The following is a 12,086-nucleotide window of genomic DNA, read 5'->3' on the forward strand; positions in this document are numbered from 1 at the left end:
CGAATTGAGATCAACTGTTTTTTGAAGTTTTTATGAAAAAAATGACTGTTCGCGCAAAATACGAACGAAACGCGTAAAAATAGCACTAAATCACTCGTATTAGGCCTATATAGCCACTGTATTTTATATATATGCCTGTTTTTAACTTCTATAACAGAAGATGTTGCTATTAAAGAATGCGGTGTGATCTTTATCTGTGATCTTAGTTGCTAGGTGCTAGGTGCTAGGTGCTAGGTGCTAGGTGCTAGGTGCTAGGTGCTAGTTGCTTCAAGATTGTATGGTGATGTTTGGGAATTGATAGAGTTAATTTATCGATAGTGAATTTCAGAAAGTAAAAAGCCGAGCATAAGCTCGGCTTTTTGGTGTCTTTACGACTTACTCTGCAGACTGCGCGTCTTCTTGAACTTCTTCGTTTGTCGCTGGGCGACCAACTAGTTCAATATAAGCCATTGGTGCATTATCACCAGCACGGAAGCCACACTTAAGAATACGAGTGTAACCACCAGGACGGTCTGTATTACGTGGACCGATTTCGCTGAATAATTTACCAACTACTTCATTATCACGCGTGCGAGCAAACGCTAAACGGCGGTTTGCTACACTGTCAGTCTTAGCCAGTGTGATTAAAGGTTCAATTACACGGCGCAACTCTTTAGCTTTAGGCAAAGTTGTTTTGATGATTTCATGTTTCACCAAAGAACCAGCCATGTTGCTGAACATCGCTTTGCGATGGCTGCTGTTACGGTTTAATTGACGACCACTCTTACGATGGCGCATGACCCTATCCTTCTAACTAAACTAATATAGTGATTTAGATTATTCAGCTAGGCTTGCAGGCGGCCAATTTTCTAGGCGCATACCTAGAGAAAGACCACGTGAAGCTAGCACGTCTTTAATTTCAGTTAGAGACTTCTTACCTAAGTTAGGCGTTTTAAGAAGCTCAACTTCAGTGCGCTGAACTAAATCACCGATATATTGAATTTGCTCGGCTTTCAAACAGTTTGCTGAACGTACTGTTAGTTCAAGATCATCAACTGGACGAAGTAGAATAGGATCGAATTCTGGCTTCTCTTCTTTCTCTTCTGGCTCAGTTACATCACGTAAATCTACGAATGCATCTAATTGCTCAGCTAAGATAGTAGACGCACGGCGGATCGCTTCTTCAGGATCTAAAGTGCCGTTCGTTTCCATATCAATGATTAACTTGTCTAAGTCTGTACGTTGCTCAACACGGGCTGATTCAACCGAGTACGCAATACGTTCAACTGGGCTGAATGATGCATCAAGCAGCAGACGACCAATTGGACGCTCATCGTCATCAGAGGATAAACGACTAGATGCCGGCACATAACCGCGACCGCGCTCAACACGAATACGCATGCTGATCTCGCTGCTATCTGTCGTAAGGTGACAGATAACGTGATCTGGGTTGGCGATAGTTACATCACCATCGTGCTGAATATCAGCCGCAGTCACAGGGCCTACACCAGATTTAGTCAGGGTCAGAAAAACTTCATCTTTGCCTTCTAAAGTTACTGCTAGACCTTTAAGGTTTAACAGAATTTCAATGATGTCTTCTTGTACGCCCTCTTTCGCGCTGTACTCATGCAATACACCGTCGATTTCTACTTCAGTTACTGCACATCCAGGCATAGATGATAACAGTATACGGCGTAAGGCATTACCCAAAGTGTGACCGAAGCCACGCTCTAATGGTTCTAAAACTACTTTAGAACGCGTAGGGTTGATAGCGTCGATATCGACTAACCTTGGTTTTAGGAATTCGGTAACAGAACCCTGCATTTTATCCTCTCTTAACTCTTAACTTTACTTAGAGTAAAGTTCGACGATTAGTTGTTCGTTAATGTCCGCAGACAGATCTGAACGCTCAGGTAGGCGCTTGAAGCTACCTTCCATTTTCTTACCGTCAACTTCAACCCAAGTCGGCTTTTCACGTTGCTCAGCCAACTCTAGAGCAGCGATGATACGTGCTTGTGTTTTTGACTTCTCACGAATTACAACAGTATCTTCTGGAGTAATTACGTATGAAGGGATGTTCACTACACGACCATTAACTAAAATCGCTTTGTGGCTAACTAACTGACGTGCTTCAGCGCGTGTGCTAGCAAAACCCATGCGATATACAACATTGTCTAAACGTTGCTCTAAAAGCTGTAACAAGTTTTCACCTGTATTACCTTTAAGGCGAGCAGCTTCTTTGTAGTAGTTACGGAATTGCTTTTCTAATACACCGTAGATACGACGTACTTTTTGCTTTTCACGTAACTGTAAACCGTAATCAGATAAGCGACCTTTACGAGCGCCGTGCTGACCAGGTGCAGTCTCAAGTTTACACTTAGAGTCGATAGCTCTTACGCCGCTTTTAAGGAACAGGTCAGTACCTTCACGACGACTCAGCTTGAGCTTAGGGCCCAAATATCTTGCCATGTTATTTCTCCTAACCTATTGTTAAACGCGACGTTTCTTCGGTGGACGACAACCGTTATGAGGGATTGGCGTCACGTCAGTGATGTTGGTGATACGGTAACCAGCAGCATTCAAAGCACGTACAGCAGATTCACGACCTGGACCTGGACCTTTAATGAAAACTTCTAGATTTTTTAAACCGTATTCTTGAGCAGCAGTACCTGCACGCTCTGCAGCAACCTGAGCCGCGAATGGAGTAGATTTACGTGAACCACGGAAACCTGAACCACCTGCTGTTGCCCAAGATAGTGCATTACCTTGACGGTCGGTAATTGTTACAATAGTGTTGTTGAAAGAAGCATGAACGTGAGCCATACCATCAGCAACTTGCTTTTTAACCTTCTTACGACGAATTGGTGCTTTAGCCATAATCTACCCCACCTTATTTCTTGATAGGCTTGCGAGGACCCTTACGAGTACGCGCGTTAGTCTTAGTACGTTGACCACGTAGTGGTAACGAACGACGGTGACGTAGGCCACGGAAACAACCAAGGTCCATAAGGCGCTTGATATTTAATGTAACTTCACGACGAAGGTCACCTTCTACAGTGTACTTGCCAACTGCTTCACGCAATACGTCAAGTGTTTCGTCTGAAAGTTCACCGATTTTTGTGGTCTCGGCGATACCAGTCGCTGCTAAGATAGCCTTAGAGCGAGTCTTACCTATGCCATAAATAGCAGTTAAACCGATAACTGCATGTTTATGATCAGGGACGTTAATGCCAGCGATACGGGCCACTAACACATCTCCTATATTTGAATTTGGTTATCATCTGTTTGAAAAGCCCGTAAGGATACTCAAACGAAGACCAAATCACAACTAAAAACACAGGCCGAGTGAATAACTCAGCCTGCACGACTGTTTAATTAGCCTTGCCTTTGCTTGTGCTTAGGCTCACTGCAAATTACGCGTACTACACCAGCACGTTTAATAACTTTACAGTTACGGCATATTTTCTTAACGGAAGCACGTACTTTCATTGCTCAACTCCGTAAAATGACCTTATCGGCCGTAGCCTTTAAGGTTTGCTTTTTTCAGCACAGAATCATACTGATGTGACATCAGATGCGTCTGTACTTGTGCCATAAAGTCCATGATTACAACAACGATAATCAAAATTGATGTACCGCCGAAATAGAATGGCGTTTGCCATGCCATAGTCATGAATTCGGGCACCAGACAGATAAAGGTTATATACAAAGCACCTGCCAATGTCAGGCGTGTCATCACTTTATCAATGTATTTAGATGTCTGCTCACCTGGACGAATACCTGGGATAAATGCGCCAGATTTTTTCAGGTTATCTGCTGTTTCACGCGGGTTAAATACCAACGCGGTGTAGAAAAAGCAGAAGAAGATAATAGCCGCAGCTAAAACCATCGCATATAAAGGCTGACCTGGAGTCAACGTTGTAGCGATTGCTTGTAGCACATCAGCGACCGGACCTTCACCCTGGCCGAACCAGCTTGCAATTGTACCAGGGAACAGAATTATACTGCTAGCAAAGATTGGTGGAATAACACCCGCCATGTTTACTTTCAGTGGTAAGTGCGTGCTTTGAGCTGCAAATACCTGACGACCTTGTTGACGCTTCGCATAGTTAACGACGATACGACGTTGACCACGCTCGAAGAATACAACTAGGTAAGTAACAGCGAATACGATTACAGCAATCAATAACAGTACAAGTACATTCAGATCACCTTGGCGCGCCATTTCGGCTGTCGAACCAATAGCAGACGGCAGGTTAGCTACGATACCAACAAAAATCAGAACTGAAATACCGTTACCGATACCGCGTTCTGTAATTTGCTCGCCCAACCACATTAGGAACATAGTACCTGTTACTAAACTCACTACAGCAGTGAAGTAGAAACCGATACCAGGGTTAACAACTAACCCGTCCATCATGCTCGGTAAGCTGGTAGCAATACCGATTGATTGGATAGTAGCAAGCACAAGCGTGCCGTAGCGTGTGTACTGGCTAATTTTCTTACGCCCTTGCTCACCTTCTTTCTTAAGCTCTATAAACGGCGGATACATATGCGTTAATAGTTGCGTAATAATCGAAGCCGAGATGTACGGCATAATACCCAGTGCTAACACTGAAGCGCGCTCAAGCGCACCACCGCTGAACATGTTAAACATTTCAACAATGGTGCCCTTTTGTTGCTCGAAGAAATCGGCAAGTACAGCGGCGTCAATCCCAGGGATCGGCACGAATGAACCTAGACGGTAAATAATGATAGCACCTAATACAAATAGTAATCGACGCTTCAATTCCGAAAGCCCACTTTGTGCACTTTTCATATCTTGACCTGGTTTAGCCATTAGTACTTCCTTAGTCTTCTACCTTGCCTCCGGCAGCTTCGATAGCTTCGCGAGCACCTTTAGTCACTTTAAGACCTTTAACGGTAACTGCGCGTGAAACTTCGCCAGATTTTACTACTTTAACGAACTGGATGTTCTTTTTAACTAGACCAGCTGCTTGTAACGCGTTTACGTCTACTACATCGCCTTCAACTTTAGCGATTTCAAAAAGGTTAACTTCAGTAGATACTAATGATTTACGTGAAGTGAAACCAAATTTAGGTAGACGACGTTGCATAGGCATTTGACCGCCTTCGAAACCAACGCGTACTTTACCGCCAGAACGTGATTTTTGACCTTTATGACCACGGCCACCAGTCTTACCAAGACCAGAACCGATACCACGACCTAGACGTTTCTTTTCAGTTTTTGCACCAGCAGCAGGTGAAAGTGTATTCAAACGCATCGAATTAACCCTCAACCTTTACCATGTAAGAAACTTGGTTAATCATACCACGCACACATGCTGTGTCTTCTAACTCAACAGTGTGATTGATACGACGTAGACCAAGACCACGTAATGTAGCTTTATGCTTCGGTAAACGACCGATAGAGCTCTTTACTTGTGTTACTTTAACAGTTTTATTAGCCATGGTTTACCCCGTGATTTCGTCAACGCTAAGACCACGTTTAGCAGCGATAGCTTCTGGAGAGTTCATGTTCTCAAGAGCAGCAATCGTTGCACGAACGATGTTGATCGGGTTAGTTGAACCGTATGCTTTTGACAGTACGTTCTGTACACCAGTTACTTCTAGTACTGCACGCATCGCACCACCGGCGATGATACCTGTACCTTCAGAAGCAGGCTGCATGTATACTTTAGAACCCGCGTGGCGACCCTTGATTGGGTGCTGTAGCGTGTTGCCGTTTAGTTCTACGCTGATCATGTTGCGACGTGCTTTTTCCATTGCTTTTTGAATAGCAGCTGGAACTTCACGTGCTTTACCATAACCAAAACCTACTTTACCTGCGCCGTCACCAACTACAGTTAGTGCAGTGAAGCTAAAGATACGACCACCTTTAACCACTTTAGACACACGGTTTACCGCGATTAGCTTTTCAGCCAAATCAGGCTGTTGTTGCTTTGCTTCTACGTTAGCCATTGTCTACTCCTAGAATTGCAGACCGGCTTCACGCGCTGCATCAGCAAGCGCCTTCACACGGCCGTGATATTTAAAGCCACTGCGATCAAAAGCAATCTTTTCGATGCCTTTGTCAGCTGCACGTTCAGCAACCGCTTTACCAACTGCTTGAGCAGCTGCAACGTTACCTGTGCCTTTAACTGTTTCGCTAATTGCTTTTTCAACAGTAGAAGCAGCAGCCAGTACAGTACCCTCAGCAGTAACTACTTGAGCGTAAATGTGACGTGGCGTGCGGTGGATAACAAGACGCGTTGTGCCTTGTTCAATGTAATTTCTACGAGTGCGTTTAGCACGACGTAGACGAGCTGTTTTTTTATCCATCGTCTTACCTTACTTCTTCTTAGCCTCTTTACGGCGTACATTCTCGTCCGCGTAACGAACACCTTTACCTTTATAAGGCTCAGGTTTACGGTATGCACGGATGTTAGCAGCTGTTTGACCAACTAACTGCTTGTCTACGCCCTTAACTAGAACTTCTGTTTGGCTTGGTGTTTCAATCGTAATACCTTCTGGTACTTCGAAATTAACTGGGTGTGAGAAACCAAGAGTTAAGTCTAATACTTTGCCCTTAGCTGCTGCACGGTAACCAACACCTACTAACTGAAGTTTCTTCTCGTAACCTTCATGCGTACCAACAACCATGTTGTTGATAAGAGCGCGAGCAGTACCTGCTTGTGCCCATGCATTGACTACGCCTTCACGAGGTAAAGTTGTAATAACGTTGTCGTTAACTTGTACTTCAACAGCGTCGTTGATAGTGCGAGTTAATTCACCGTTTTTGCCTTTAACTGTGATTTCCTGGCCTTTTAATGTAACTTCTACACCGGCAGGAACATTGATTGGTGCCTTTGCTATGCGAGACATAGTTCCCCTCCGATTAAGCTACAAAGCCAATGATCTCACCACCAACGCCGGCACTACGTGCTGCGCGGTCTGTCATTAGGCCTTTAGAAGTTGATACGATAGCGATACCAAGACCACCCATTACCTTTGGTAATTCGTCACGTTTCTTATAGATACGTAGACCAGGGCGGCTAACACGCTGGATATTTTCAATAACAGCTTTGCCTTCGAAATATTTTAATTCGATAGAAAGCTCAGGCTTCGCTTCACCGCTTACAGCGTAATCTGCGATATAACCTTCATCTTTTAATACTTTAGCTACTGCTACTTTCAGTTTTGAAGTTGGCATCGTTACTGATACTTTCTTCGCTGACTGACCGTTACGGATACGTGTAAACAAATCCGCAATAGGATCTTGCAAGCTCATAGTCTTACTCCCGTGATACTATTACCAGCTAGCCTTTTTAAGGCCAGGAATTTCACCGCGCATAGCTGCTTCGCGAACTTTGATACGGCTCATGCCGAATTTGCGAAGGTAACCGTGTGGGCGGCCCGTAACGTTACAACGATTACGTTGACGTGAAGGGCTAGAATCACGTGGTAAAGCTTGTAGCTTTAATACCGCGTCCCAACGATCATCGTCAGATGTTTTCACATCGCTGATGATAGCTTTTAGTGCCGCACGCTTTTCAGCGAACTGAGCAACTAATTTAGTGCGCTTTGCTTCGCGCGCTTTCATAGAATTCTTTGCCATAACCCTACCCTTATTTCTTGAATGGGAAGTTAAACGCTTCTAACAACGCACGGCCTTCATCATCTGTTTTCGCAGAAGTAGTGATAGTGATATCAAGACCACGTACACGGTCTACTTTATCATAATCGATTTCTGGGAAGATGATTTGCTCACGTACGCCCATGCTGTAGTTACCACGTCCATCGAAAGACTTAGCACTTACACCACGGAAGTCACGGATACGTGGGATAGCGATTGAAACCAAACGCTCAAAAAAGTCCCACATACGCTCGCCACGTAGGGTTACTTTACAACCAATTGGGTAACCTTCACGCACTTTGAAGCCAGCAACTGATTTGCGTGCTTTAGTGATTAGAGGTTTCTGACCAGAGATTGCTTCTAGATCCGCAACAGCGTTATCTAGGATCTTCTTGTCAGCTAGAGCTTCGCCCACACCCATGTTTAATGTGATCTTTTCGATCTGAGGGACTTGCATGACAGAGCTGAAACCAAACTTCTCTTGAAGCTCAGCAACTACTTTGTCTTTGTATAATTCATGCAGTTTCGCCATCATTCTACTCCAACTATTAGATAGTTTTACCAGTAGATTTAAAGATACGTAATTTCTTACCATCTTCAATCTTGAAACCTACACGATCTGCTTTACCCGTTTCCGAGTTGTAGATCGCAACGTTTGATACGTCGATAGACGCTTCTTTCTCAACAATACCGCCAGCTTGGTTCAACTGAGGAACAGGCTTTTGGTGCTTCTTGATTAAGTTGATGCCTTCGACAAATACTCGACCAGATTCAGCAACAACTGAAAGCACTTTACCGCGCTTACCTTTGTCTTTGCCTGCTAGTACGATTACTTCGTCATCACGACGGATTTTTGCTGCCATGATAGACTCCTTATAGTACTTCTGGTGCTAGTGAAACGATTTTCATGAACTTTTCAGTACGAAGTTCACGAGTCACAGGGCCGAAGATACGAGTACCAATTGGCTGTAAGTTATCGTTTAAGATAACAGCCGCATTGCTATCGAAACGGATCAAAGAACCGTCCGGACGACGAACGCCTTTTTTAGTACGCACAACTACCGCGTTTTTAACATCACCTTTCTTCACTTTACCGCGAGGAATAGCTTCTTTTACAGAAACTTTGATGATATCGCCAACCGCTGCGTAGCGACGGTGCGAACCGCCAAGGACTTTAATACACTGCACTTTGCGAGCGCCGCTGTTATCAGCAACGTCCAGCTGAGTTTGCATTTGGATCATGTTAATGACCTCCGGTGTAGAAATTACAACACGCCTTAATTTTGTTTAAAATCAAGACATTTCGGTTAAATTCCACTCAAAAAACAAGCAAGTTGTCTCTTAAGGGCGGGCAATTGTAGCAGCAATGGCAAGGAAGTGGTAGGTTATTTTTTAATTAATTTGGAATTAATCGCAATGCCTGCATTGAGGAATTACAGCAGCTTGCTGGTTTGTTATTGATTATAAAACAAACAGGGCGCAAATGCGCCCTGTTTTAGTATTTAATTAAATTTTAATTAATTACCAAATAGACCTTTTAATTTGTCTTTAATTTTATCTTTAGCTTTTTCTTTCACTTCTTCTTTCGCCGCATCACTAACATCTAAGCTATAGCCAACATCATGAAATGGACCTTTGATACGCAGTGGAATTTTAAAGCCTGTGCTGTCATCGGTCGTGCCTTGACCTTCGATTGAATCAACAATACCTGTCACTAAACGGTAATCAACAGTCGTCATTGGTAAATCAACCTTACCTGAACCAGTAATACGGACAAGCGGGCTAAGTAGCGACAAGTCTTTATTTTCACCTACACCATTAGTGAATACAAAACTGCCCTTCAATGCCGAGAAGTCTGTTTGCTGTGAGTTATCAAAGCCAGTATCTAACCCTTCAGATACTGCACTTAAGTTACCTTTTATAAGCTCTTTTGCTTTACGAACCATCTCTGCGATGTTGGCACCTTTTACCGCACCATCTGCAAACTCAAAGCCTAACTTACCATTTAATGCATTAATAAAGCTCTTTTGACTTTGACCTGTGGTCGTAAGATCCCAGTTTAGAGAGCCTTTACCCATCAACTTATCGAAACCAGCTGCATCAGTCAGTAATGGCTGTGCATCAATTTTATCTAAAGCAAAGTTGGTACTAATTTTATACGGTGTTTGCTTGGCATTGACGGTGATCACACCTTTACCATTGCCTTCATAAGCAACAAACTTATCTAGGCTGATTTTAGCCACTGCATTTTTTAGGTTCACCGTTAACTGGTTTTCACCAAGAGTAATATCATTTGCTTTTAAGCCACTTGAACGCACGACTACATTTGCATCCAATGCATTTAAGCCGCTCATGTCAATTGCAGTATCATCCCAAACAATTGGCTGTGCAGGCGCATCTGCTGCAGGCTCTGCTTGTTCTTCTTTAGCTACGCCCTCCGGTAAGTAAGGGTTTAAATCAAGCATCCCTAAATCAATATCGGCATTTACAGCTAAACGGTCACCAAGCTTAATATCGCTTTTACCTTTAATTTGCAGCTCATCTAGCGTGGCTAGTAGCTCAGTAAGCTTAAACTGCTGTCCTTTTAGGTGCATTGAACCTTTTACATTAAAGGCATTAAACGCATTTTCTTTTGCATTAAGCTCTACACCTTGCCAGCTCGCAATGTTTTTAACAGAGTCACCACTAACAGAAAGAAGCCCTTGCACATCATTACCCATTTCTGCAATTGCACCTTTAAAGTTCAAGTCGACTAAGCGAGAATCAACCTCAGTGCTGACATTAAAGGTTTCGCCTTCAATTGCTTTTACCGGTGTATCTAGCGTGACATCTAAGTTAAAGCGCTCACCCATATAGGTAATACCGCCTTTTAACTCTAAGGTCTTACGAAGAGAAGGTAATAAGATGGCTAACTCTAAATCGCTTATCTGTTGTTTTGCCCCGGTTTTACCGTCTAGATAAGTAAAAGTACCGCCATAGATTGCCACTTCACCAAGCTCGATATCAAAGTTATCTGGTAAGTTAACTGCGCTAGAACTCTTTTGCTGCTCTGTCTGTGGTTGCTCAGCAACCGCATCAAATAATTGCCAGTTTGCTTTACCATTTTTATCGGTTTCTAACAAAATCGTTGGTTCGTTAATCACAAATTTATCTAGCTTAAACTCACCGCCAAATAACGACATCCAAGGGATACGAATAGCAAGTTGTTGCATGCTCGCCATATCTTTTTGCGAGCCCGTTTGCATATTGGCAAAGTGCACATCATTCAATTCGAGTTTTAATGATGGAAATACCGACAACTTTTTATCGCCGTTAATAGTCAGACTACGACCTGTGGTTTGTTCTACTTGCTCCGATACTTTATTAAATATCGCGTCTGTAGGTATGAGAAATGGTGCTGCGACTACCAATGCAATCAGTAATACGAAGATGACACCAACGATTTTCAGTAAGGTTTTCATAATCATCCTTAAAAATGGGCAAACAATGTTCATATCATAGCGGGAGTTAGGCGCAAATGCATTGCCCAACACATAAAAAGGTTCGTAAACAAGCTTAGGTACAAGAATATGAATCAGCGCTGAAACTTTTTGATACCTACAGGTTACAAAAAAAACTTGACCACATGATACCCTAGGGTTACATTGATACCTATAGGTTACATTTGAGTTGAAAATAAAAGGAAACGATTATGTCTAAGCAAGATATCAAAACGGAAGAAAAGTTTATGAGTCATAACGCATGGTTTTCAATATTCATGGGGGTCACGTTATTAATTATTAGTGTTTACCCAATGCTCAAGCAAACATCAGTGCCTTTACTGTTTATTGGTGGTGCCGCATTTATTGGTTCATTCTTTATGTTTGTAATTAGAGGTGGATTTACATGGAAACTTGGCTATCGCCTTACATATAAGGATGAATTTTTAAATACGGTTGATACCATCGCTTATAAACATGTTGTGCTTGGATTACTTTTTAGCATGGGGGCTATTTTTTTATTAGCTGATGAACTTGCTTTAAATGTATCTCATAGCATGATGGCCACATTTTACCTTGCCTTGATGTGTTTGATATATGGCGTATCAATTATTTGGCAAAGTAGAGACTAGGTGTAAAAGTGCAAAATAATATCGCTAAATTCCGTAAAGATAAGGGGTTATCGCAGCAAGAACTTGCTGATGCCATTGCAGTATCACGTAAAACCATTAGCACAGTTGAAACAGGCCGCTTTATACCCTCGGTGATTATCGCGTTAAAAATTGCTGCTCACTTTGAGCTCAGTGTTGAACAATTATTTACACTCGATGACAATGATTAATTAACCACGTCAGACGCAATCTTACTTATAAATTATCAGTAAGATTGCATCATTTCATTACTTCGGTATGATGCACGCCCCTGTTGTTTTTGCACCCTGTGTACTAAAATTAAACAACCCAATTTAGTCAAAACTGGAGTATCGATTAAGC

At 42.8% G+C, this 12,086-nt stretch carries 20 protein-coding genes; 2 read left to right on the forward strand and 18 right to left on the reverse strand.

All coding sequences use genetic code 11. The features are described from left to right. Window positions 1-375 precede the first annotated feature (375 nt). The 18 genes from rplQ to C2M33_RS09490 all read right to left on the reverse strand — a co-directional run bounded on the left by rplQ (window position 376) and on the right by C2M33_RS09490 (window position 11,076). On the reverse strand, window positions 376-777 hold the full coding sequence (gene rplQ, locus C2M33_RS09405; protein ID WP_004589197.1) for a 50S ribosomal protein L17: 402 nt from the start codon (window positions 775-777) through the stop codon (window positions 376-378). A 39-nt stretch (window positions 778-816) separates the two neighbouring features. Beyond that, window positions 817-1,803 (reverse strand): DNA-directed RNA polymerase subunit alpha, encoded by a 987-nt coding sequence (locus tag C2M33_RS09410; protein ID WP_004589198.1) that lies wholly within the window; start codon window positions 1,801-1,803, stop codon window positions 817-819. Between the two features lie 24 nt (window positions 1,804-1,827). Next, window positions 1,828-2,448: a 30S ribosomal protein S4 gene (gene rpsD, locus C2M33_RS09415; protein ID WP_036974007.1), complete on the reverse strand. Its 621-nt coding sequence runs from the start codon at window positions 2,446-2,448 to the stop codon at window positions 1,828-1,830. A gap of 21 nt (window positions 2,449-2,469) precedes the next feature. Continuing rightward, window positions 2,470-2,856: a 30S ribosomal protein S11 gene (gene rpsK, locus C2M33_RS09420; protein WP_036974009.1), complete on the reverse strand. Its 387-nt coding sequence runs from the start codon at window positions 2,854-2,856 to the stop codon at window positions 2,470-2,472. 13 nt (window positions 2,857-2,869) lie between these two features. Then, entirely contained in the window at window positions 2,870-3,226 is a 357-nt protein-coding gene (rpsM, locus tag C2M33_RS09425) for a 30S ribosomal protein S13 (protein WP_036974011.1), read from the reverse strand. A gap of 128 nt (window positions 3,227-3,354) precedes the next feature. Next, window positions 3,355-3,468, reverse strand: coding sequence for a 50S ribosomal protein L36 (gene rpmJ / locus C2M33_RS09430; RefSeq protein WP_002959476.1), 114 nt, complete (start codon window positions 3,466-3,468; stop codon window positions 3,355-3,357). Window positions 3,469-3,490: 22 nt separating this feature from the next. After that, window positions 3,491-4,819, reverse strand: coding sequence for a preprotein translocase subunit SecY (secY, locus tag C2M33_RS09435; protein WP_063702319.1), 1,329 nt, complete (start codon window positions 4,817-4,819; stop codon window positions 3,491-3,493). A 10-nt stretch (window positions 4,820-4,829) separates the two neighbouring features. Continuing rightward, window positions 4,830-5,264 (reverse strand): 50S ribosomal protein L15, encoded by a 435-nt coding sequence (rplO, locus tag C2M33_RS09440; RefSeq protein WP_036974015.1) that lies wholly within the window; start codon window positions 5,262-5,264, stop codon window positions 4,830-4,832. Between the two features lie 4 nt (window positions 5,265-5,268). Continuing rightward, a complete protein-coding gene (gene rpmD, locus C2M33_RS09445) occupies window positions 5,269-5,451 on the reverse strand; it encodes a 50S ribosomal protein L30 (RefSeq protein ID WP_016710201.1) in 183 nt (60 codons plus the stop codon). 3 nt (window positions 5,452-5,454) lie between these two features. Further along, window positions 5,455-5,961 carry a 30S ribosomal protein S5 gene (gene rpsE / locus C2M33_RS09450; protein WP_063702321.1) on the reverse strand — a complete coding sequence of 169 codons (507 nt, stop codon included), beginning with the start codon at window positions 5,959-5,961 and terminating at the stop codon, window positions 5,455-5,457. A gap of 9 nt (window positions 5,962-5,970) precedes the next feature. After that, complete coding sequence (gene rplR / locus C2M33_RS09455) at window positions 5,971-6,321, reverse strand: 50S ribosomal protein L18 (protein WP_036974021.1); 351 nt, start codon at window positions 6,319-6,321, stop codon at window positions 5,971-5,973. A 9-nt stretch (window positions 6,322-6,330) separates the two neighbouring features. Then, a complete protein-coding gene (gene rplF, locus C2M33_RS09460) occupies window positions 6,331-6,864 on the reverse strand; it encodes a 50S ribosomal protein L6 (protein ID WP_063702324.1) in 534 nt (177 codons plus the stop codon). Between the two features lie 13 nt (window positions 6,865-6,877). Beyond that, window positions 6,878-7,270 carry a 30S ribosomal protein S8 gene (gene rpsH, locus C2M33_RS09465; RefSeq protein ID WP_063702326.1) on the reverse strand — a complete coding sequence of 131 codons (393 nt, stop codon included), beginning with the start codon at window positions 7,268-7,270 and terminating at the stop codon, window positions 6,878-6,880. Between the two features lie 21 nt (window positions 7,271-7,291). Continuing rightward, entirely contained in the window at window positions 7,292-7,597 is a 306-nt protein-coding gene (gene rpsN, locus C2M33_RS09470) for a 30S ribosomal protein S14 (RefSeq protein WP_063702327.1), read from the reverse strand. 10 nt (window positions 7,598-7,607) lie between these two features. Continuing rightward, window positions 7,608-8,147: a 50S ribosomal protein L5 gene (gene rplE / locus C2M33_RS09475; RefSeq protein WP_063702328.1), complete on the reverse strand. Its 540-nt coding sequence runs from the start codon at window positions 8,145-8,147 to the stop codon at window positions 7,608-7,610. Window positions 8,148-8,163: 16 nt separating this feature from the next. Further along, complete coding sequence (rplX, locus tag C2M33_RS09480; RefSeq protein WP_054554391.1) at window positions 8,164-8,478, reverse strand: 50S ribosomal protein L24; 315 nt, start codon at window positions 8,476-8,478, stop codon at window positions 8,164-8,166. Between the two features lie 10 nt (window positions 8,479-8,488). Next, complete coding sequence (rplN, locus tag C2M33_RS09485; RefSeq protein WP_010378257.1) at window positions 8,489-8,857, reverse strand: 50S ribosomal protein L14; 369 nt, start codon at window positions 8,855-8,857, stop codon at window positions 8,489-8,491. Window positions 8,858-9,132: 275 nt separating this feature from the next. Continuing rightward, window positions 9,133-11,076, reverse strand: a complete 1,944-nt coding sequence (locus C2M33_RS09490; RefSeq protein ID WP_063702332.1) for an AsmA family protein — start codon at window positions 11,074-11,076, stop codon at window positions 9,133-9,135. Window positions 11,077-11,306: 230 nt separating this feature from the next. Between C2M33_RS09490 and C2M33_RS09495 the strand changes: the two genes are divergently transcribed. Continuing rightward, entirely contained in the window at window positions 11,307-11,726 is a 420-nt protein-coding gene (locus tag C2M33_RS09495) for a hypothetical protein (protein ID WP_063702334.1), read from the forward strand. Between the two features lie 8 nt (window positions 11,727-11,734). Further along, window positions 11,735-11,935, forward strand: a complete 201-nt coding sequence (locus tag C2M33_RS09500) for a helix-turn-helix transcriptional regulator (RefSeq protein ID WP_063530018.1) — start codon at window positions 11,735-11,737, stop codon at window positions 11,933-11,935. Window positions 11,936-12,086 lie beyond the last annotated feature (151 nt).

The sequence above is a fragment of the Pseudoalteromonas sp. T1lg122 genome (assembly GCF_002964825.1).
GTDB classification, from domain to species: Bacteria; Pseudomonadota; Gammaproteobacteria; order Enterobacterales; family Alteromonadaceae; genus Pseudoalteromonas; species Pseudoalteromonas gelatinilytica.

Coding starts and splice junctions, on each gene's coding strand:
- rplQ (WP_004589197.1), bottom strand. CDS start 777: ATGCGCCATCGTAAGAGTGGTCGTCAATTAAACCGTAACAGCAGCCAT.
- C2M33_RS09410 (WP_004589198.1), bottom strand. CDS start 1,803: ATGCAGGGTTCTGTTACCGAATTCCTAAAACCAAGGTTAGTCGATATC.
- rpsD (WP_036974007.1), bottom strand. CDS start 2,448: ATGGCAAGATATTTGGGCCCTAAGCTCAAGCTGAGTCGTCGTGAAGGT.
- rpsK (WP_036974009.1), bottom strand. CDS start 2,856: ATGGCTAAAGCACCAATTCGTCGTAAGAAGGTTAAAAAGCAAGTTGCT.
- rpmJ (WP_002959476.1), bottom strand. CDS start 3,468: ATGAAAGTACGTGCTTCCGTTAAGAAAATATGCCGTAACTGTAAAGTT.
- secY (WP_063702319.1), bottom strand. CDS start 4,819: ATGGCTAAACCAGGTCAAGATATGAAAAGTGCACAAAGTGGGCTTTCG.
- rplO (WP_036974015.1), bottom strand. CDS start 5,264: ATGCGTTTGAATACACTTTCACCTGCTGCTGGTGCAAAAACTGAAAAG.
- rpmD (WP_016710201.1), bottom strand. CDS start 5,451: ATGGCTAATAAAACTGTTAAAGTAACACAAGTAAAGAGCTCTATCGGT.
- rpsE (WP_063702321.1), bottom strand. CDS start 5,961: ATGGCTAACGTAGAAGCAAAGCAACAACAGCCTGATTTGGCTGAAAAG.
- rplR (WP_036974021.1), bottom strand. CDS start 6,321: ATGGATAAAAAAACAGCTCGTCTACGTCGTGCTAAACGCACTCGTAGA.
- rplF (WP_063702324.1), bottom strand. CDS start 6,864: ATGTCTCGCATAGCAAAGGCACCAATCAATGTTCCTGCCGGTGTAGAA.
- rpsH (WP_063702326.1), bottom strand. CDS start 7,270: ATGAGCTTGCAAGATCCTATTGCGGATTTGTTTACACGTATCCGTAAC.
- rpsN (WP_063702327.1), bottom strand. CDS start 7,597: ATGGCAAAGAATTCTATGAAAGCGCGCGAAGCAAAGCGCACTAAATTA.
- rplE (WP_063702328.1), bottom strand. CDS start 8,147: ATGGCGAAACTGCATGAATTATACAAAGACAAAGTAGTTGCTGAGCTT.
- rplX (WP_054554391.1), bottom strand. CDS start 8,478: ATGGCAGCAAAAATCCGTCGTGATGACGAAGTAATCGTACTAGCAGGC.
- rplN (WP_010378257.1), bottom strand. CDS start 8,857: ATGATCCAAATGCAAACTCAGCTGGACGTTGCTGATAACAGCGGCGCT.
- C2M33_RS09490 (WP_063702332.1), bottom strand. CDS start 11,076: ATGAAAACCTTACTGAAAATCGTTGGTGTCATCTTCGTATTACTGATT.
- C2M33_RS09495 (WP_063702334.1), top strand. CDS start 11,307: ATGTCTAAGCAAGATATCAAAACGGAAGAAAAGTTTATGAGTCATAAC.